The 18,691-nt window shown below is 60.9% G+C and carries 14 protein-coding genes and 2 pseudogenes; 7 read left to right on the top strand and 9 right to left on the bottom strand.

Annotated elements, in window-relative coordinates:
* Positions 1 to 108: 108 nt before the first annotated feature.
* The 4 genes from AC5RV1_RS04295 to AC5RV1_RS04310 all read left to right on the top strand — a co-directional run bounded on the left by AC5RV1_RS04295 (position 109) and on the right by AC5RV1_RS04310 (position 7,614).
* A complete protein-coding gene (locus tag AC5RV1_RS04295) occupies positions 109 to 2,481 on the top strand; it encodes a glycoside hydrolase family 3 N-terminal domain-containing protein (RefSeq protein ID WP_493993670.1) in 2,373 nt (790 codons plus the stop codon).
* Between the two features lie 53 nt (positions 2,482 to 2,534).
* Positions 2,535 to 4,049: a GH1 family beta-glucosidase gene (locus AC5RV1_RS04300; protein ID WP_493993671.1), complete on the top strand. Its 1,515-nt coding sequence runs from the start codon at positions 2,535 to 2,537 to the stop codon at positions 4,047 to 4,049.
* A gap of 50 nt (positions 4,050 to 4,099) precedes the next feature.
* The gene (locus AC5RV1_RS04305) at positions 4,100 to 5,902 is read left to right on the top strand and encodes an ABC transporter ATP-binding protein (RefSeq protein WP_493993672.1); all 1,803 of its coding nucleotides are present in this window, start codon (positions 4,100 to 4,102) and stop codon (positions 5,900 to 5,902) included.
* 110 nt (positions 5,903 to 6,012) lie between these two features.
* The gene (locus tag AC5RV1_RS04310; protein ID WP_493993673.1) at positions 6,013 to 7,614 is read left to right on the top strand and encodes a DUF5597 domain-containing protein; all 1,602 of its coding nucleotides are present in this window, start codon (positions 6,013 to 6,015) and stop codon (positions 7,612 to 7,614) included.
* 424 nt (positions 7,615 to 8,038) lie between these two features.
* Here AC5RV1_RS04310 and AC5RV1_RS04315 read toward each other — a convergent pair whose 3' ends face one another.
* Positions 8,039 to 8,236: a hypothetical protein gene (locus AC5RV1_RS04315; RefSeq protein WP_493993674.1), complete on the bottom strand. Its 198-nt coding sequence runs from the start codon at positions 8,234 to 8,236 to the stop codon at positions 8,039 to 8,041.
* 106 nt (positions 8,237 to 8,342) lie between these two features.
* Positions 8,343 to 8,582, bottom strand: a complete 240-nt coding sequence (locus AC5RV1_RS04320; RefSeq protein ID WP_493993723.1) for a histidine kinase — start codon at positions 8,580 to 8,582, stop codon at positions 8,343 to 8,345.
* On the opposite strand from AC5RV1_RS04320, the gene AC5RV1_RS04325 reads away from it, so the two are divergent.
* On the top strand, positions 8,550 to 9,026 hold the full coding sequence (locus AC5RV1_RS04325) for a hypothetical protein (protein WP_493993724.1): 477 nt from the start codon (positions 8,550 to 8,552) through the stop codon (positions 9,024 to 9,026). The genes AC5RV1_RS04320 and AC5RV1_RS04325 overlap by 33 nt on opposite strands.
* A 517-nt stretch (positions 9,027 to 9,543) precedes the next feature.
* On the opposite strand, the pseudogene galE reads toward AC5RV1_RS04325, so the two are convergent.
* Together galE and AC5RV1_RS04335 are read right to left on the bottom strand one after the other, a co-directional pair.
* Positions 9,544 to 10,547: pseudogene (gene galE / locus AC5RV1_RS04330) on the bottom strand (UDP-glucose 4-epimerase GalE).
* Between the two features lie 342 nt (positions 10,548 to 10,889).
* Complete coding sequence (locus AC5RV1_RS04335) at positions 10,890 to 11,654, bottom strand: SDR family NAD(P)-dependent oxidoreductase (RefSeq protein WP_493993675.1); 765 nt, start codon at positions 11,652 to 11,654, stop codon at positions 10,890 to 10,892.
* Positions 11,655 to 11,880: 226 nt separating this feature from the next.
* Between AC5RV1_RS04335 and AC5RV1_RS04340 the strand changes: the two are divergent.
* Positions 11,881 to 12,424, top strand: a pseudogene (locus AC5RV1_RS04340) (TetR/AcrR family transcriptional regulator C-terminal domain-containing protein); the annotation flags it as partial.
* A gap of 328 nt (positions 12,425 to 12,752) precedes the next feature.
* Here the strand turns inward: AC5RV1_RS04340 and AC5RV1_RS04345 are convergent.
* The 5 genes from AC5RV1_RS04345 to AC5RV1_RS04365 form a co-directional block, all read right to left on the bottom strand.
* Positions 12,753 to 13,007 carry a hypothetical protein gene (locus AC5RV1_RS04345; RefSeq protein ID WP_493993676.1) on the bottom strand — a complete coding sequence of 85 codons (255 nt, stop codon included), beginning with the start codon at positions 13,005 to 13,007 and terminating at the stop codon, positions 12,753 to 12,755.
* 74 nt (positions 13,008 to 13,081) lie between these two features.
* The gene (locus AC5RV1_RS04350; protein WP_493993677.1) at positions 13,082 to 13,339 is read right to left on the bottom strand and encodes a hypothetical protein; all 258 of its coding nucleotides are present in this window, start codon (positions 13,337 to 13,339) and stop codon (positions 13,082 to 13,084) included.
* A gap of 746 nt (positions 13,340 to 14,085) precedes the next feature.
* Entirely contained in the window at positions 14,086 to 15,459 is a 1,374-nt protein-coding gene (locus AC5RV1_RS04355; protein ID WP_493993678.1) for a protein kinase domain-containing protein, read from the bottom strand.
* Positions 15,460 to 15,742: 283 nt separating this feature from the next.
* A complete protein-coding gene (locus AC5RV1_RS04360; RefSeq protein ID WP_493993679.1) occupies positions 15,743 to 16,360 on the bottom strand; it encodes an RBBP9/YdeN family alpha/beta hydrolase in 618 nt (205 codons plus the stop codon).
* A gap of 160 nt (positions 16,361 to 16,520) precedes the next feature.
* Positions 16,521 to 17,018 carry an HAD domain-containing protein gene (locus AC5RV1_RS04365; RefSeq protein ID WP_493993680.1) on the bottom strand — a complete coding sequence of 166 codons (498 nt, stop codon included), beginning with the start codon at positions 17,016 to 17,018 and terminating at the stop codon, positions 16,521 to 16,523.
* Positions 17,019 to 17,451: 433 nt separating this feature from the next.
* On the opposite strand from AC5RV1_RS04365, the gene AC5RV1_RS04370 reads away from it, so the two are divergent.
* The gene (locus AC5RV1_RS04370) at positions 17,452 to 18,684 is read left to right on the top strand and encodes a saccharopine dehydrogenase family protein (RefSeq protein ID WP_493993681.1); all 1,233 of its coding nucleotides are present in this window, start codon (positions 17,452 to 17,454) and stop codon (positions 18,682 to 18,684) included.
* The last annotated feature ends 7 nt before the right edge of the window (positions 18,685 to 18,691 follow it).

The raw sequence follows: 18,691 nt of genomic DNA on the forward strand, positions 1-18,691 counted from the left end.
CTGATCACGATCAGTGTGGAGGCAACGCTGGGTGCACCACGCAACAAAGAACTTTAGGAGCAAAACGTGGAGGAAGCGCGCTCTCGAGCCGTTGATCTGCTTACACAGATGACCATCTCGGAGAAGGTCGCACAGCTGACCTCGCTGGTGCCGACGATGCTGTTTGACGCAGACGGCATTCGTCCCGCGATCGCCGCCGGCAAGCTTGGCGATGGCATCGGATATGTGGAACCTCATATGGGGGGATTCCCCAGGACTGCTGCCGAGGTCGCTCGACTCAACAATGCGGTTCAACGGTATCTGGTGGAGAACACCCGCTTGGGTATTCCTGCCATCATGCACGTGGAGGCCTTGAACGGTGTGAACGCACCCACGTTCACCTCCTTCCCCACAGCCATCGGCCTGGCAGCGACCTGGGATCCAGAAGCAGTCAGTGAGATGGCTGCGCTGACCCGCCGGCAGATGCGTGCTGTCGGTCTCCACCATGCGCTGTCTCCGGTGCTTGACGTTGCAAGAGATGCAAGGTGGGGGCGGGTACATGAGACATACGGTGAGGATCCCTACCTCGTGAGCGCTTTTGGGGTTTCGTTCGTCCGGAACCTGCGGGGAGCGTCGTTGCGGGACGGTGTGATCGCCACCGGCAAGCATTTCCTTGGGTACGCCATGAGTGAGGCAGGGTTGAACATGGCGTCTGTGAACCTGGGCGAGCGTGAGCTCCGGGAGGTCTATGCCCGTCCGTTCGCTGCCGCCATTAGTCTCGCCGGCCTGGATTCAGTCATGAATTCCCTGTCCGATTGGGATGGGGTACCCGCAGCGGCTGATCCTCGGATCTTCCGGCACCTGCTGCGGGACGAATTAGGCTTTGAAGGAACCGTGGTCTCCGACTGGGGGTCGATTGAGAACCTGGTCATCCATCACCGGGCCGCGAGCAACGCACGCGAAGCCGCAGTGCTTGGGCTGCGCGCGGGCATCGACGTTGAGTTACCGGCTCCGTTCGGCTACGGCGAGGCCCTTGTCTCTGCCGTTCATGATGGCGAGATCAGTGAGGCGCTCATCGATGAGGCGGTATTACGGGTCCTTACTCACAAGTTCGAGCTCGGGCTGTTCGAGAACCCCTATGTGGCTGCTGATCCGATCACAGTGACGTCACTTGCCAAGGAAGGCAGCGAACTTTCGTCGCGGCTCGCGCACGAGTCAATCACTTTGTTGAAGAACGACGGCGCCCTGCCCCTCGGGGACGCGCCCCGCATCGCGATCATCGGTCCTCACGCTAATGCGCCAGGTGCAGCATTCGCTCCTTATACGTTCCCCGCTTTCATTGCCCTGACTCGCGCTCTGCGCAGTGGCATGGCGAGCTCCATGGTCGGAGTGGATGAGACGACCTTCCAGCCGGACGTGGCATACGTGGAAAGCGAGATCGGCGATCTCCTGGCAATGGGCGAGGATGAGTACGCACAAACCCAGTACGGCGCAGTGCCACTTAGCGACGCCCTGAAAGCCGCGTTGCCGAACGCGACGATAGTGGTTTCTGAAGGCTGTGACGTTGACGGCGGCACCGAGAAAATCCCCGCCGCGCTGGAAGCGGCGCGCGGCGCGGACGTCATTGTCCTCGCTCTCGGCGGGCTGGCCCGGTGGTTCTTCTCCGAACGTACCGAAGGTGAAGGCGCAGACGCCTCCGATGTGCGGCTTCCGGCATCACAACGCGCACTCGTTGATGCGGTCGCCACCCTGGACATCCCGCTTGTGGGCGTACTCTTCTCGGGCCGGCCTGTCGCACTAGGTGATATCGAACCTAAGCTGAACGCGCTCGTACTCGGCTACTTCGGTTCCGAATACGGGACCCGCGCTGTCGCGGATGTTCTCACCGGCGCCAGCGAGCCGCAAGGGCGCCTCCCGTACACCATTCCACGATCCAACGGTCAGGTACCCATCCATGCAGGCCAGCGGTTCGGCAGCGGCTACCGGCGCCGCGAAGGCGACGACCACGGCGGATACGTTGATGAGTCCGCATCGCCGCTGTATCCGTTTGGACACGGTCTTACCTACACCCAGTTCACCTACTCGGCGCTGGAGCTCAGCACGCCATCCGTCGCCACGGACGGCGAGGTCGAGGTAACGGTGACGGTGACCAACACCGGCGGACGCACCGGCACTGAAGTGGTTCAACTCTACGTCGAAGACGACGCTCTCGGTGTCTCACGACCTGCGCTGCAACTTGCCGGCTTCCAGCGAATCACGCTTGAGCCCGGCCAGGAGGCAACTGTGGTTTTCACGCTACAGCTTGCGCTCCTGGCCTACCTGTCGCTCGAGGGCAGGTGGATCGTGGAGCCGGGCCCGATGTCGATCTCAGTCGGTTCATCTTCGGACCAACGTCCACTGAGCACGCTCCTGGACGTCACAGGCGGGACAGCGGACGTGACGGACAGCAGGGCATACCTGACTGATGCAACGTCACTGATACCCACCGCAGATTTGTCATAAACCAGCCGCTGCAGCGGACACAACGCCGTCAAACCGACGCGAAAGGACTGGCCATGTACAACGGTCTCCTCGATGCTGGACACATCGATCTACCACCTTCATTCATCCTCGGTGCCGCGACCGCCGCCTACCAAATTGAAGGTGGCGTAAACGAAGGGGGGCGTGGCCCCTCTATCTGGGATACCTTCAGCCACACGCCGGGAAAGACCGAGGGGGGCGCCACCGGAGACGTCGCCGCCGATCACTATCACCGTGTCGAGGAGGATCTCGGGCTGATGGACGCCCTCAACCTTGATGCCTACCGCTTTTCGATCTCGTGGTCCCGCGTGATGCCGACCGGTGAGGGCGAGGTGAACGCCGAAGGCCTGGGCTTCTATTCACGCTTGGTAGACAATCTGCTGGCGCGCGGTATCCAGCCAATCGTGACCCTCAACCACTGGGACCTGCCTCAGGCACTGGAGGACAAGTACGGCGGATGGCGTGGACGCGATACTGCTTTCGCCTTCGAAAAGTACGCAGAGGTCATGGGCGAGGCGCTCGGTGACCGCGTCTTCATCTGGTCGACCCATAACGAGCCCTGGAATAACTCCTTCTCCGGATACGGCAGCGGAGCTTTCGCGCCTGGTGGAACAAGCCACGAGGATGCGCTCATCGCGGCGCATCACCTCAACCTTTCCCATGGGCTTGCCGTCAAAGCCCTCCGGCGGACCATAACCCGAATCGACGCCCATATCTCGGTGGCACTCAACATCTTCCGTGTCAACGCTGAAACCCCCGAAGACGCAGAAGCTGCTCGCCTGTTCGACGCCGTGGCCAACCGTGTATTCACCGGGCCAATGCTCAACGGCGAATACCCCGCCGACCTTCTCGCCGACACCCGAAAATTTACGGACTGGAGCTTCGTCCAGCCCGGAGATTTGGAAATCAGCCACCAACCTATCGACCTCCTGGGCGTGAACTACTACGAAGTCATGCATGTGCGCTTGAACCCCATGTATGACCCCGCAACCGAAAAGGACGGCGGCACCGCATTCCCGGGTTCGGAAAGAATCGAATTCGTCCGACGCGGCGATCTTGAGCGGACCGGCATGGACTGGGGGATCGAACCCCAAGGCCTGGAAGACCACCTCGTCGCCCTTTCCGCTGAATATCCCAAGTTGCCGATCATGGTGATGGAAAATGGAGCGGCGTTTCCTGATGACGTTGTCTCGCTACATGGCAGCCAAGCTGTCATTGACCTTGCCCGCACACGCTTCCTCATCGAACACCTCACGGCGACGGACCGCGCCCGCCAGCGCGGAGCCAACGTTGTGGGATACCTGGTTTGGTCGCTCTTGGACAACTTCGAATGGGCCGCCGGATACGGACCCCGGTTCGGGATTATCCATGTCGACTATGACACCCTCGAGCGGACCCCGAAACTCAGCTTCCACTGGTTCGCTAAACTCTGCGCATCAAAAACCATCCCAACCCTGCGCGAGACGTCAGCCGACAGTCAGCACAATCAAAACCAGGTGCCGGCTCTGCAGTCTAGGGAATCACTCATAACCGGCGCGAGTTTGGACTAAGGCGGCGTGACCTACCACGGCGGCAACCCACATTCCCGAAAAGTAGCCCGGTGACGTTCAACAGGCGGTCACACGCCTCATCCAGCAGACCGAGCACCCAAGACGCTGCACAGTCTTCCATAACGGTCGACGCTCCCTTGACGGGACTGGCACGGGAACTCAAACCAGCGCGGCTCAAGCTGTCGCTTGCAGCCGTCGCCTACCTCGTGAAAGACAGCCCGGTATGGGTGCTGCCCGTGATCACATCGGCCGTAATCGACACGGTGATCGCAGGGGGCCCCGCCAAGGATCTCGTACTACTGGGCCTCATCGCAGTGGCATTGGTCGCTTTGAACTACCCCGCCAGCCAGACGTTCGTTCGGTTGGTCAGCGCTACCGTCCGCGACCTCGGCGTCTCCCTGCGGAACCAGCTGGCGCACCGGCTCCAGGCTCTGTCCATCGGATTCCATACAAGGTCCAGCTCTTCCGTCATGCAAACCAAGGTCGTGCGCGACGTCGAGAACGTCGAACTGATGCTTCAACAGGGCGCCAACCCACTACTCTCAGGTCTCGGCGTAATCTTGGGGGCAATAACAGTCCTCGCCCTCCAGGTGCCAGCCTTCCTGCTGTTGTTCGCGTTTGTCGTGCCGCTATCCGCCGTGCTCGTTCGCGGAGTGCGCAGCCGCTCAGACCAGAGGAATGAACTATTCCGCCGGGACATCGAAAGGTTCTCCTCGCAAGTAGGGGAGATGGCAACACTGCTGCCAATAACCCGGGCACATGGCCTCGAAAGGGTCGCCACCCGACGGGTTCTCACCACAGCAAAGGCAGTGCGTGATTCGGGGTTCAGCCTTGACGTCCTAAACGGCCGATTCAGCGCGCTTGCCTGGGGTTGGTTTCAAATGCTGTCCATAGCCTGCCTGATCGGTGCGGCACTGCTCTCCGTCAGCGGCATCCTACCGATCACCCCAGGACAAGTAGTACTGCTCAGTACCTACTTCATGATGCTCATCAATTCAGTCGTTAACCTCCTCAACCTCGCCCCCCTACTCACAAAAGGGCGCGAGTCACTCCGGTCAATCGCCGAGGTGCTCCAGGACCCCGACATCGAGCGAAGCAGCGGCAAGCACCAGGTACGTCATGTAGAGGGGCGCCTAACATTCGAACAGGTCGACTTCCGTTACCCGGAAGGAGAAGACCTCGCGATCAAAGGCCTCGACTTAGACATCAAGCCCGGAGAGACAATCGCTTTCGTTGGGAAGTCTGGATCCGGCAAATCTACGGTGCTGAACCTGACCCTCGGCTTTCTCCGACCAACCGGCGGGCGTCTCCTGCTGGATGGCACCGACATGGAAACACTCGACCTGCGCACCGTGCGTCGCCATATCTCCGTGGTTCCCCAGGAGTCCGTGCTGTTCTCCGGATCAATCAGAGACAACATCGCCTACGGGCTTGAACACGTCGATGACACATCAATCCGGCAAGCGCTTCAGGACGCGAACGCCCTGGACTTCGTTCAAGCGCTTCCGGACGGACTCGACACCTTGCTGGGACAACGTGGAGCCCGGCTATCGGGCGGACAGCGACAGCGAATTTCCATCGCGCGTGCCCTCATCAGGGATCCGCGGATTCTCCTGCTCGACGAAGCAACTAGCGCTCTCGACGGCGAGTCGGAGCGACTCGTCCAGAACGCGCTTGCTAACTTGCGACACGGACGGACCACGTTGATTGTTGCCCACCGACTCTCAACCATTCGCTCCGCGGACCGAATAGTTGTTCTCGACGGCGGCCGCATAGTCGAAACGGGGACTCACGAGGACCTTCTCGCAGCCCATGGCGCCTACGCGAAACTTCACTTCCTTCAAGTGAAGTGAAGGGGCAGCATATCGGGGTCTTTAATCGCACCTGCTCAGCGCGACGCGGGTAGACATCATCATCCCGGCGCCGCATCGGGTTTTACGCCCATCTAGACTAGGAGACAGAAATGATTGACAGCACTGCAACGACTGGCTGGAGCGGACCATATATGTCGGTCGATGGTGCCCCGTTTCCCATCGTGGGGGCCGAAGTCCATAACTCGAGCTCCAGCACGGTCGATGCTATCAATGAATCATTTACAACGGTTCAGCGGCTGGGCGCCAATACCGTTCTTGCACCGGTAGCCTGGGACCTCTTCGAACCTGAGGAAGGCGTTTTCGACTTCGTGCTGATCGACGCCATGATCAATACCGCGTCGGCCCTCGGAATGCGGCTGATTCCGCTGTGGTTCGGTTCTTGGAAAAATGCCGTGTCAACCTACGTACCTCGTTGGGTCAAGACGAACCTTGATCGATTCCCCCGGGCCGTCATAAGCAACGGACGTAGGGTCGAGCATCTTTCGGCTTTCGGGCTCGAATCCTGCCAAGCCGACGCACGCGCTTTCGCCCAGCTGATGCGTCATATCGCGGCAGTGGACACCAATAACGTTGTCCTGGCAGTGCAGGTAGAGAACGAAATCGGACTCCTGGGAGACACACGCGACCGAGGACAGCTTGCAGAAGCAGCCTTTGCTTCAGCCGTTCCCGCAAAGGTGGTGGAGGCTGTCGCCAGCGACCCGTCAATGCCGCTGCATCAAGAATGGCTGGATCACGGATCCTGCCGGAGCGGAACGTGGTCAGAGGTGTTCCCCGAGGGTGACCGCCGTGACGAAGCCTTCATGGCCGCCGCATTCGCGGCGTACGTTGGAAAGGTTGCAGCAGCCGGCGCCGCCGAGCACGATATACCGCTTTTCGTGAACGCATGGTTAGATGCCGACAGTGTCCTCGACGGCCCCATAGCCGTGGCGGGCGGAAAGCGGCCGGGGGACTATCCCAGCGGTGGTCCTGTCATGCCGGTGGCAGCCATCTGGGAAAGCCTTGCACCCCAACTGCACTTCCTTGCTGTTGACATGTACGTTGATGAAAGCGAGGAAGTCTTTGAGGCGTACCGGAGCCGCCGAGGTCGTCTTTTTATCCCGGAGTTGCGCGCGGACACCATAGGCATCGCCCAGATGTTCTCCGCCCTAGGAACACACCGGGCGCTCGGAGTCTCCCTGTTTGGGGTAGACAGCCTCGACCCCTCCGATCCGGACAACCTTCAGCTTGTGGACGCATATCACCTGCTCAAAGCTGCCGCACTCCTCATCCGTGAGAACCCCAAGGCCGCCGTCGAAGCATTCGTGCTCTCCGCGGCTCAGCCCGGAGCCCAGCTGCAACTCAGCAACGCCACAATCATGATCCATTCCAAAGATGAGTTGGGCACTGTCACCCCTGTTTACCCCGCGTACGGTATCGCCATTGAAGACGGGGATGGGCTCTTTATAATTGGGCGAGGTTTTTGGATCACCCTGGCCGCAAGTGAGCCCGAACAAGTCTCCTTCGCATCTGCCACCCAATACCGTCTCGACAACGGAAAACTGCGGCCGCTGCGGCACCTTAATGGCGACGAGACAGGCGGCGGAACGCTGATTTCCTTCCCGTTCGCCGGGGCGCCGTTGCTTCCGGGACGTGTCATCCCGACCCGGATACCGGACGCAGGTATCACCCGGGTTTCCGTCTACAAATATTGACCGACAGCCGGGTGTCCCCTCCGGTGAAGACCAGGCCCGCTTTGCGGATTCGGACGTCTCCGGGACCGACCGAAAACCACGGTGACATAATCCCATTCGATCTGATTTCATCACTTTTGGAGGGCACGTTGCCTTACTCCCGCCCCTTGCATTTGGACATCAGCGTCAGCGACGCCAGAACCAGAGACGCAGCCTTGAATAGGGCCGTTCAAGGACTGATACCTGAGGCGCTCAGGAGAAGAACGGGTATTTCCGTCACCAGGCACAGCGAAACGGCGTACCAGGTGGCGGTCGACCAATCTGTGCCGTGCGGAGAAATCTACGAACGCCGCAGCTAGCGGCCCATGCTTAGGTTTTTGCCTGTCTAGTCAGTGGCCTACGACGTGCAGGCTAGCCTCCAACTGCCGGGCCAAGGACGAATTGGTCAGGCGACCTTGAAATACTCAGTTGTCCGCCTGCTGCGGTCACACGTTCCTCCATACCCAATCAGACCAAACCCTCGTTCGTCTGCGTTTCTTTCGCGTTTCCCGGCTGCCGCGGGTTTGTTGACCAGCCGCACCGTGATCCTGTCCGGGCCGGCCTTCACATCGAGGACGGCCTTGCCGTCATCATGCTTGGGCATTGGTGAGTCCCTCTTGCAGGACGCGATACAGTGCAAGATCAATCGCTGCCGGCATCGCTGGCGGAAGCTCCGGAAATGCGCCACCGGCGTGCTGAAGTTCCAGGTTTCAGCGAACGAAATGAGTTATAGAGCGAGTCCAGCTGCCGGCTGTCCGGGACGGGGGAACGGTCCCGGACACAGTGTCGGTGGTCCGCAGGACCTTTAGGATCGCCTGCAGTTCCCGCAGGGCTTCACCGCTGGCGCTGCGAATGCGCTGCAGAGACTGCAGTGAACTGGGTTGGTTCCCGGGCAGGTTGGCTTCAGCGGAGCCGGCATGAACGTTGATGGCTGCGATGTGATGAGCCATGACATCGTGCAGTTCGCGCGCGATGCGAAGACGTTCCTCGACCAGCTCGCGCTCCACGATGGCACGCCGGGTCGCGGCGGCACGCCGTGCCTGGCCCTCCAGGGCCTGAACGTAGCCACGCTGGGAATGAACGGCCGATCCGACACCTCCTGCGGCAGCCGTCCACGCAACAAGGGCCAAGGACATCGGATCCACCACTGGAATCTGCAACCACACGCCGGAATTGAGCAAAAGGACCACTGCGACAAGAACCGTCACAACACTCGCCTGGTTCCGCGGCTTGATGATGGCGAACGACAAAAGACAAATCTGAAGCATGCACCAGGCCAGGAGGTGCTGGCCCGTAAACAACGGGTAGACGAAAACCAGGACCGCAGACAGGCTCAGCGCGGACAGGGGGAATCGCCGCCGGGCGCCGGCAATAGCCACAGCTACGCCAAGTAGGGCTACTTCCCCCGATTTCAGCGGAGCCCGCTGCAGCACCTCGGTGGCACGACAAGAAGGATTACGATATCCAGGGCAAGTTGCCACACGTCCCACGGGAAGCGAGGCCGGACCGCCGGTCCTTCCTTCTTAGATGACACTAACGGCGGCACTCAGAGTCCTTCTCATCAGGGGCCGGCAGGGATCCGCATGGTAGAAGTGTCCGGGCCGCCACTACTTCTGGAGACCGTAGTGGACATTTATTCTACTAGCGCGCGGTTATCGCACGAATGCGGGGCCTGGTGCCCGGCGGAGCGCCTGGTGTACACAGCCGGGGATGCCGGAAAGTGGATAAGCCGCGGTTCGATGCACCGCGCGGTGAGTACCGCACCAACGCGATCGAGCATGCCCCGCATGTAGAGAGAATCATGACAGCGGGGCCGTAAGCGTGGGTGCCCTACTTCTTGTCCTACCAGTACTGAGCTCTAGCCGCCGGCACACGGCTACCTCGGCGACCGATTTTGCACGCGGTTCTCGATCAGTAGCCAGCCGGGTTATTTTTCTGCCAGCGCCAGTGGTCCTTGCACATTTGGTCAACGGTTTTGGTGGCGGACCAGCTCAGATCGCCCAGTGCGGACGTGGCGTCGGCCCAAAAGGCGGGCAAGTCGCCCGCGCGGCGGCCGGTGATTTAATAGGGGATGGGCTTGCCAACGGCCTTCTCGAAAGAATGCAGGACCTCGAGGACCGTACCCTTCGCCGGAGCCGAGGTTCCAGCGGAACACGCCGGTGCGGTCCGCGATGTAGTTCAGGGCAGCGACGTGCCCTTCCGCGAGATCCACCACGTGGATGTAGTCGCGCAGGCAGGTGCCGTCCGGGGTGTCGTAGTCACCGCCGAAGACCATCAGCTTCTCGCGCCGGCCCACGGCCACCTGCGCCATGAACGGCACCAGGTTGTTCGGGATGCCCTGCGGGTCCTCGCCAATCCGGCCTGAGGGGTGTGCACCCACCGGGTTAAAGTAGCGGAGCAGTGCTATGTGCCAGCGGGAGTCAGCCGAGCCGAGGTCGGAGAGGACGTCCTCAATCTGTTCCTTGGTGCGCCCGTAGGGGTTGTTGGCGCCGATCTCCATCTTCTCCACGTAGGGAATGGGGTTGTGCTCCCCGTAGACCGTAGCGGAGGAGCTGAAGACGACGGACCGGACGTCATGCCTGTCCATGACGCGGATCAGATTCAAGGTGCCTACCAGGTTGTTGTAGTAGTACTTCAGGGGCTCCTGCACTGATTCCCCCACGGCCTTGAGGCCGGCGAAGTGAATGACGGCGTCGATACCTGCGCCGGCAAACACCTGCTCAACGGCGGCCTCGTCCACCAGGTCCACCTCATGGAACTCCGCGGCTTTGCCGCTCAGCTCGGCCACGCGGCGCAGCGATTCCTCGCTGGAGGTCACGAGGTTGTCGATGACGACCACGTCATGGCCGGCTTCCTGCCGAAAGAACAGCGTGGGAACCGATGTACCCGGCGCCGCCCGTTACCAAAATTTTCAAGAAGTTCCTGCCTCGATCGGCACCAGTACCAGAAGATCACATTATCTAACAAAATAGATCAAGGATTCGTATTGTTGCCCCGAAAGTTGTAGCGCTTCAGGCAACTCTTCGCGCAGCAGGTCTTGGGTCCTCATCAGTTATGACCTGGCGGCCGACATCACGCCCACATGGGAGTAGCCACGACAAATCCCCGAACTTCGACAACCGAAGCCAAATGACCTGTTGGGGCACTCCCCCTGCCCGATTCAAGCGCCGATAATGGATATTCCGTCAAGCTGTTCTCACTGTCGTCGTGTCTAAGCCCAGTGAGTGAACTGGTCAGGGCGAGGGGTCTTATGGCTCTTAGTGCTCCTGCTCCCTGGATGCGTTGGCAAAGGACTTGTCCTCTTGCTTCATGTAGTAGTCGACGCCGGTGTATCCGCCGTCGACCACAATTGATGCCCCGTTTATGAAGGCAGCTTCGGAGCTTAGGAGGAAGGCGACGATCTTTGAGATGTCTTCAGGACGTCCGTTGCGTCCCAGGGGAGTGAGGGCCGCCGCTTCGTAAGACTCGGACAGAATTCCGGAATCCACCCAGCCCGGGGTAACAGCGTTGACCCTTACACCGCGGGCTCCGAGCACGTTGGCCAGGCTTCGGGTCACCGACAGCAGTGCCGCTTTGCTGGCTGAGTAGGCGATGCTTCGGAAGGAGCCGACGTGCGCGTCTGTGCTGGCAATGTTTACGATGCTGCCGCCGGAGGACATGCTGGAGCCGATTGCTTGGGCAAGGAAGAGCGGGGCAGTGACGTTGACTTGTAACGTCCTGTCCCAGGAATCGAGAGTCATGTCCTCCAAGGGCTGTTTCTCAAGGATCCCGGCGTTATTGACCAAGGCATTGAAGGTGAATTCTTCCCGGATCTGATGCGCGAATTCAATTGTTCTCGCCCTGTCGGCAAGATCAATCCGGCGTATGTGGACCCCGTGTGTGCGCGCCAACTCCTGCGCTTCATCGAGGGCGGTGTTGTAGGTAGCAACAACAGTCCAGCCTTTCCTTGCCTGCGTCTCCGCAATGGCCCTGCCAATTCCTCGCGCGCCTCCGGTCACGAGCACGGTATGTTCGCCTGCCATTGATGCCTCCGTCGAACCCTTGTGAAGGTATAGACATAGATTGGGCCTGCTGGACGGCAAAATACCAGCCCCATTTTCTGCGCGCTACCGCTGAATCGCCCTGGTGGACTCGGCCAGCTTCTTGCTACGTCCTTAGTGACCGGGCTACTGAGTGTGTTTGGGTTCCGGTCTTGCCCGAGCGCCCACGGCGTCCATCTTCAGGGTCGGGCCGTTGTCAGCTTTCGGTGTGCTTGAACTGGGCGCGGCAGGAAATGTGGAAAATGGTGCCTGTCGCCTCAAACCGGGCCAGGAACTGCACCGGGACCCCATGAGCCTGTACCGCTACGCGGCCAAACGGGCAGCCCTGCTGGACGGCGTTGCCGAAATGGTCTTCGACGAACTGGCCATCTTTCCGGACGACCCGGACTGGCAGGCCCAACTGCGCAAGATCGCCCATGAACTCCGGCTCCTGGCCCTGTGGCACCCCAACGTGGTGCCACTACTGGTCACCCGGCCTCTTTCGACACCTTTAGGAATGCGTCCCTTGGGGACGCTGCGGCCACCGGAGCAGATCCTGGCGCTGCTGATAGGGGCCGGCTTCACCCCCACCAATGCCCTCACGTCTACCGCGCGTACTACGGATTCCTCTACGGCCACACCCTGAACGAACTGCAGGAGTACATCGCGGACCCCGACGAAAACGAAGCCATCCTGCGGCTGGGCCTGCACCGCCTGCCAGCAAAAACTTCCCGCACCTGCGGAGGCTGGGTCCGGTCCTCACGGAATATGATCGTTCCTGAAACAGGGCGGCACCAGGTTCAGGGTGTCCCCGCAATGCCTGTCCCCGCCGGTCCAGTGTGTGTGGGTCCCGCCTCGCCTCAAGTACGCTGGCGCATGGTCAATCTTTCGTGCTTCAGCCGTACCGAAAGTTGGCCCGTCGAACTTTGGCGGCCTTCCCCAAGTGGTCGGGCTTGTGCCCATCTCGCAACTCCGTCAAGGCCGACGGCGGCGGGGGAGGGTTGCGGGGGCAAACTTCCTTTATTGGGAGGAGCAGATCCTGACAGATCAGGAAGCGATAAGGCGGGGGTGTACCTGTACTTCCGCTGGTGGTGGAAGTAGTCAGACGGTTGCCGGATAGCTGGCCAGGATGTAGTCGGTGGCTGCCGGTCCTGTCATGCGCCGTTGGTTTTGGCCCGGGTTGACCCCGCAGCGTCTCATGGCGGAACGGAAGGCGATGTCCTCGACAGGGGAGATGTCGTTCAACAGGCACCAGCTTATGTACAGGCCATAGAAGCAATCCCCTTCCATGGCGCGATAAGTGGTATCGGCGACTGTCGCCTCGAGAAGGAACCGGTCAAAATGCGTGATCTCCATCGAGGTCTCATTTCGTGAGGACGCTGCGACAAAAATATCTGTAGCCGGCCGTCGCGCGGTTCCCTCAGCAGATGTCATTCGGAGCGGCGATCGGAATAGGTGAGGGAGTCGGTGGCATCGAGGACTTCGAGCGATGTCATGCGTGCCGCATTCGCGACGTCTTTGATGCGGGCTCCGTGCGTTATGGCGCTTGCCACCGCTGCCTGAAGTTCGGGCGCGGAATGTTCGTGTTCGAAGTCTGGCGAGAAGTTAAGCGCAGCTGCTTCTTCGACCGCCCGAAGCGGATCAGTAGCCAGGTCGTGCGCTGATGTCGGCAGGGAAGTATCTGGCATGCCTGGGTGGTTTCGTTGCATCAGGGCCCCTCTGGGAGTCGCACTCATATGGAGCGCTGCCGGGGTCCGGGGCAACATACGTAATCTTAGGGGCAACGGCAGTGTCTGAAAAGGCCGCGGTGGGAAGTGCTGTCTGACCGCCCAGCGGCCCAAGGTGGTCTAAAGGCGAAGAGTCTGTTCGATGACTTGGGTAGCCGTGCCATTCAAAGTTTGGTTGTTTGACCGGGCAAAACTCTGTAATCGCTGGAACGCCTCGTCCATGTGTCATGGCGCGCAAGGCGCCCCCTGCCGGCAGCGGTGCGCAGCGCTACACATGAAACGGACGCTGAAGGGTTCCGTCACCCCCTCTGGTCGCCCTGGATAGAGCCGATAATTTATCTTCCGCAATCCGCATGTTCTTGCAGGCGCTTCACGCGAGTGGGGCCGCCACGCACCCTAAGGTTCCCTGATGGTCCGAGTAGCGGAACCCCGGCCAAGAGCGGTAGGCCGGAGTTCCGTGTCCAAAACGTACAGCCCCACCGTTGCAGTTCGCTAGGGATGCCACCGACAACACAAGCAGGCCAACGAAACTAGGGGCAGCAAGGGGGCGTTGTCGGCCCTTCCAGTAGGCCAAACCGGAGAGCCACTAATGTACCTTCGGTCAAGCTGCGGCCGAGGCTGCTACTGCACAACAAAGGTGCCAGCGGGGGAGCTACGTTCAGGAGCTCGCCAGGCGGAGGTTCGAAGTCGACTAAGTCAGCTGCCTATTAGTGCAGGTTGAGGCTTCGTCTGGTCTGCAGCCGGAGTTCCAGGTCGTTCATGACAATAGCTGCCAGGTTTTCGAGCGTCTGGGTGTCTTCACTGCTGAATTCTCTTGGCTTCTGGTCCAGTACGCAGAGGGTGCCGAGGTTGTAGCCATCAGGCGTGCGGAGCGGCACGCCAGCATAAAATCGCATGCCCGATTCCCCCGCGACCAGAGGGTTAGCCAAGGTGCGTGGATCGGTGGCAGCGCTTTCTATAACCCATGCATGATCCTGGAGGATTGCTGAGGCACAGAGTCCGGGATCTCGGCCGATCTGCTCAACGTCGGTGCCGTACCGCGCCTTGAACCAGATACGGTCGTGGTCAACGATGCTGACGATGGCGACCGGGACCGAAAACAAACGCGCGGCGACGGCTACAACCTTGTCAAAGGTCCCATCGGGGAGGGTGTCCAGGATTCGGTACCGGTGAACGGCCCTCATCCTGGCCTCTTCGTTCTCTACAGATTCCAAGGATCCCGTACGGCGCCTGCCTGAACTGCTAGCGATTTCTTGTCGTAATGCCAATGACACTTCCAAGGCCGCCGGGCGGGCGGCAGGATCGCGGGCAAGCATAAAGGTCAGCAGTCTGACCCACTTGGGTGCGATGTCTGCCGGGATCTGGGGATCGCGCAGCAACCGTGCCAGCGCTGACTGGATAGGTGCGCCCGGGTAAGTCACCTTCCCGGTCAGTCCTTCCAACAGCACGAGGCCAAGTGCATAGACATCGCCGGCCGCGCCTGAGGGTTCACCGGCCGCCTGTTCCGGACTGAGGTAATGGGGAGTGCCGGACGAATCCCCTTCGAAGGTTTCGTGACCTTCTCCCAGCAGCAGGGCGACACCAAAGTCGCTGAGCTTTGCTCGGTTTCGGCTCTCGCCGCCGGTGCCTTCGACGAGCAGAACATTCGCGGGTTTGACGTCCCGGTGCACGATGCCGTGGTGGTGGATGTAAGCCAAGCCATCAGCCAGATCATGCCCGATGCTAGCCATCCGTGCGGCCGACATCGGACCGGCAGCACCCCTGCTCCGGAGGTCAGGGCCCCGAACGAGTTCCATCACTAGGTAGCTGCGCGGATCCTGCGGGTCACTTAGATCTGCACCGGCGTCGAGAAGGGTCACAAGCGCCGGGTGGCTCATCCCAGCCAGGATGCGCACCTCGGCTTCCTGCCGGCGGACCTGCTCCAAGTCACCGTGGTGCCGGCGGAACACTTTCACCGCAACGTCCCGTCGAAGTAACTCATCAACGGCACGGTAGACGCTTGACTGCGCTCCCACACCAATCAATTCGTCGATCCGGTACCGGCCGCTGAGCAGGTACCCGCTCTGTATCGTACCTGCCATCATCATCCTTACGTCCTGGATTCATCACCGGGCGTGCAGACGTCCTCGGCTCTCCGCCTCAGCGGTCCGCGGGAGACCGACCATGGCCGGTAGGGACTGATAAAGCAGCTTGGGCTACATCGTAAACGAGTTCCGCCACCCTTGGCAGACCATCCATCTGTACCCTACAAGGGCACGCCAGAAGAACAAACCGTTGGGCCGCTTGAGGATGATCTCAGATCCGCCGCCTCAACGCCCCATCATGACCACAAGTGCGGTTTAGGGGCTTCTTTACCGGAAGCCCCTATTTGGACCGAATCAGGTCAAGCAGAGCCGGCAGCTTTGTAACGCCATCCTCTGCCATGAAGTGTCTTGCTCCCGGGTAGACCTGCAGACGTGCCCTTAGACGTCGGGCCAGGTCATCGGATGCTTCCGGCGGCACGAAAGGATCCGTGTCGGAGCGAAGTACTGTTCGTTCCCGAATGCTCGTTGCCACCCGCTCAACGGCAACGTCAGTTGCGAGGAAACCATTGAGTTCCGGCAAGGCTTCCAGTGGTTCAGTGAACCCGGCGACCAAGACGAGACCACCCAGCTCCCAGGGTTCCGGCTGTGTCTCGAGTACCCGTAGGACGGTGACCACGCCGAGGGAATGTGCTACAACCACTGTTGTCGCATCCGGCACTCCTAGTGCCGTGCTGACTGCGTTCTCCCAAGCTGCTTTGCCAGGATCGTCCGGGTCGGGGAGTGGAACGACTGTGACTCCTATGCCCTCAGCTTCAAGGGCGCTTTGAAGCCAAGGGAACCAGTTTGCATCCGGAGACGATTGATATCCGTGAACGATGACGACGCGCTGGACGGGTCGAACCGGGACATTATTGGCTGGGGCCTTCATAGGCAAAGACTCTAGAGGTTCAGCTGGCATCCCAGTTATCCGCGGGCGAGTACCGCCACCGTACGCCCGCGTCGCGTAAGGCCCCGGGCCTTAAATTGCGCTGTTTTTCATTCGGACGCTGACGGTACACGCCCTTACCCCTCAGGCCGTGACCGTACTGCGCTTGGCGGGTGGCCGAATGCATCTGCTGTCAGGGCGCATGGTCCCGGTCCTCGTCGTTAATGAAAACCTGCACCGCCACGACGTGGGCTTCTGTCAGGCCCTCCTCAGGGTTAGGCTTCTCCAGCAGGACGGGTTGGTGGTGCTGGTGAGCCCAGTCGTGCACGTCAGCCTCCAGTGCATCGTCGATCCACACAATGGCGTCCCAGTCAGCGCCGCCTTCGGCCTCCATCTTGTTCAACCACCTGGATACTGACCCCAGCTTTGGCGTCTGCTGGTCCTCATCGTCCGGCTCCGGCATGATCTCCACGCGCAGCGGTTTCACCTCAAGCTGCAGCTGCGCTTCGAGGCTGTCCACAAGATCCTCATTTGACGTCGATACCCACGCGAGCCTCCCTTTGGTGGCGAGCCGACGCACCAGGGCAACCTTTAAATCCGAGAGCTGCACATTCTTCCCATCAGACTCGTCACCCGGCTGAAGCTTGGGGTTGAGCACGCCGTTGATGTCGAGGAGGATGATCGGCTTCATGACCGAGACCATAGCCGCTCCGCAGACAGGAGGGTAGTCTTTTACGTTCTACTTTGCCCGCTCTCTGGGGCGGATGCCGCCACTACGGGGTTTTACGCCGGTCACTCACCTAACCATTTAATCGCTGATAACGGATCTTTCGTAAAGCTAGGCTGTATATTCCTGCAAAGGAGCGCCCGGCCATTAGGAACGCCACCAACCACAGCACGACCACTGATGCCGTCGGACCCCGCTCCAAACGATTCCCTGATCTGGAGCGGTAGAAACGACAGAGGCTGCACCATCCAGCTTGCCCGCTTGTCGCTGTCGCACAGGCATTGGTTGCATCTATGGAATCACCCATACCCGATGTACGGCGATTACGGATATTCCGTCAGCCTGCCTCGGCAAGGAGCCGTGTCAGCTTGGAGGTGCCGCTGTGAAAGGCTGCAGTATGGACAACTCATCTCGGGAACATGACCTCGTTCTCTACGGAGCGACGGGTTTCGTTGGTCGACTGATCGCCAGCTACGTCGCGGAGCATGCACCGGCCGGTATGCGAGTCGGACTCGCGGGCCGGTCCAGGTCCCGACTCGAGGCGGTTCGGTCGCAGTTGCCGGTCGAGGCGCACGGATGGGCCCTCATCGAAGCCGACACGGAGGACGCGGACTCGATCGCCGCCATGGCCGCGAACACACGCGTGCTCTTTACAACCGTCGGTCCATACGCGAAACATGGACTCCCCGTCGTCGAGGCCTGCGCGTGGGCCGGTACCCACTACGCCGACCTCACGGGTGAGGTGTCCTTCATCCGGGAGGCAATCGATCGCTACGACGCTTTGGCCAGGACGAGCGGGGCCAGGATCGTGCACTCCTGCGGCTACGACTCTGTGCCGTCCGACCTCGCCGTTCTGCTGCTTCATCAGGCGGCAGAAGCCGACGGCGCTGGCGGTTTGGTCGAGGTCCAACTCGTTGCTACGGCCAAGGCTGGCATCAGCGGAGGCACGCTCGAATCGATGCGCGGGCAGCTCGACGCGATGCGATCAAGCACCGCCCTGAGGGCATTAGCCGCGGACCCCTACGCTCTGAGCCCTGACCGCACACGGGAGCCGACGACACAACAGCCTCCTGACGCCGGTCCTGTGCGCCGTTCCGATGACGGCACCTGGACCGCGCCATTCATCATGGCCCCGGTCAACACTCGGATAGTGCGCCGCAGCAACGCATTGCAGGGCTGGGCCTACGGCCGCTCCCTTCAGTACGGCGAGGTGATGGGGGTTGCCCGCGGACCGGCAGGAGCGGTTATCGCCAGGGCAACGGCGCTCGGAATACGGGCATTCACTGGCGCTATGGCGTTCCCGCCGACCCGGCGGGTGCTCGACCGCTGTCTTCCGGCACCAGGTACGGGTCCGAGCACCAGCACGCAGCGCGCAGGCTGGTTCCACTCCCAGGTCACCGCCCACACCGAGGCCGGGCACCGATACCAGGCGATTGCTGCTGGCCACGGTGATCCCGGCTATGCCGCCACTGCCGTGATGGCAGGCGAGACTGCACTCGCTCTTGCCCTCGACGGCGACCGGCTGCCGACCGCGAAAGGGTCGCTGACACCGGCCACTGCACTCGGCAACGTGCTCATACAGCGACTCCGCGCCGCCGGCCACACTTACCACGTAACCAAACTCGCCTGAACCCAGG

It is taken from the genome of Arthrobacter sp. Hb9-2 (assembly GCF_059091165.1).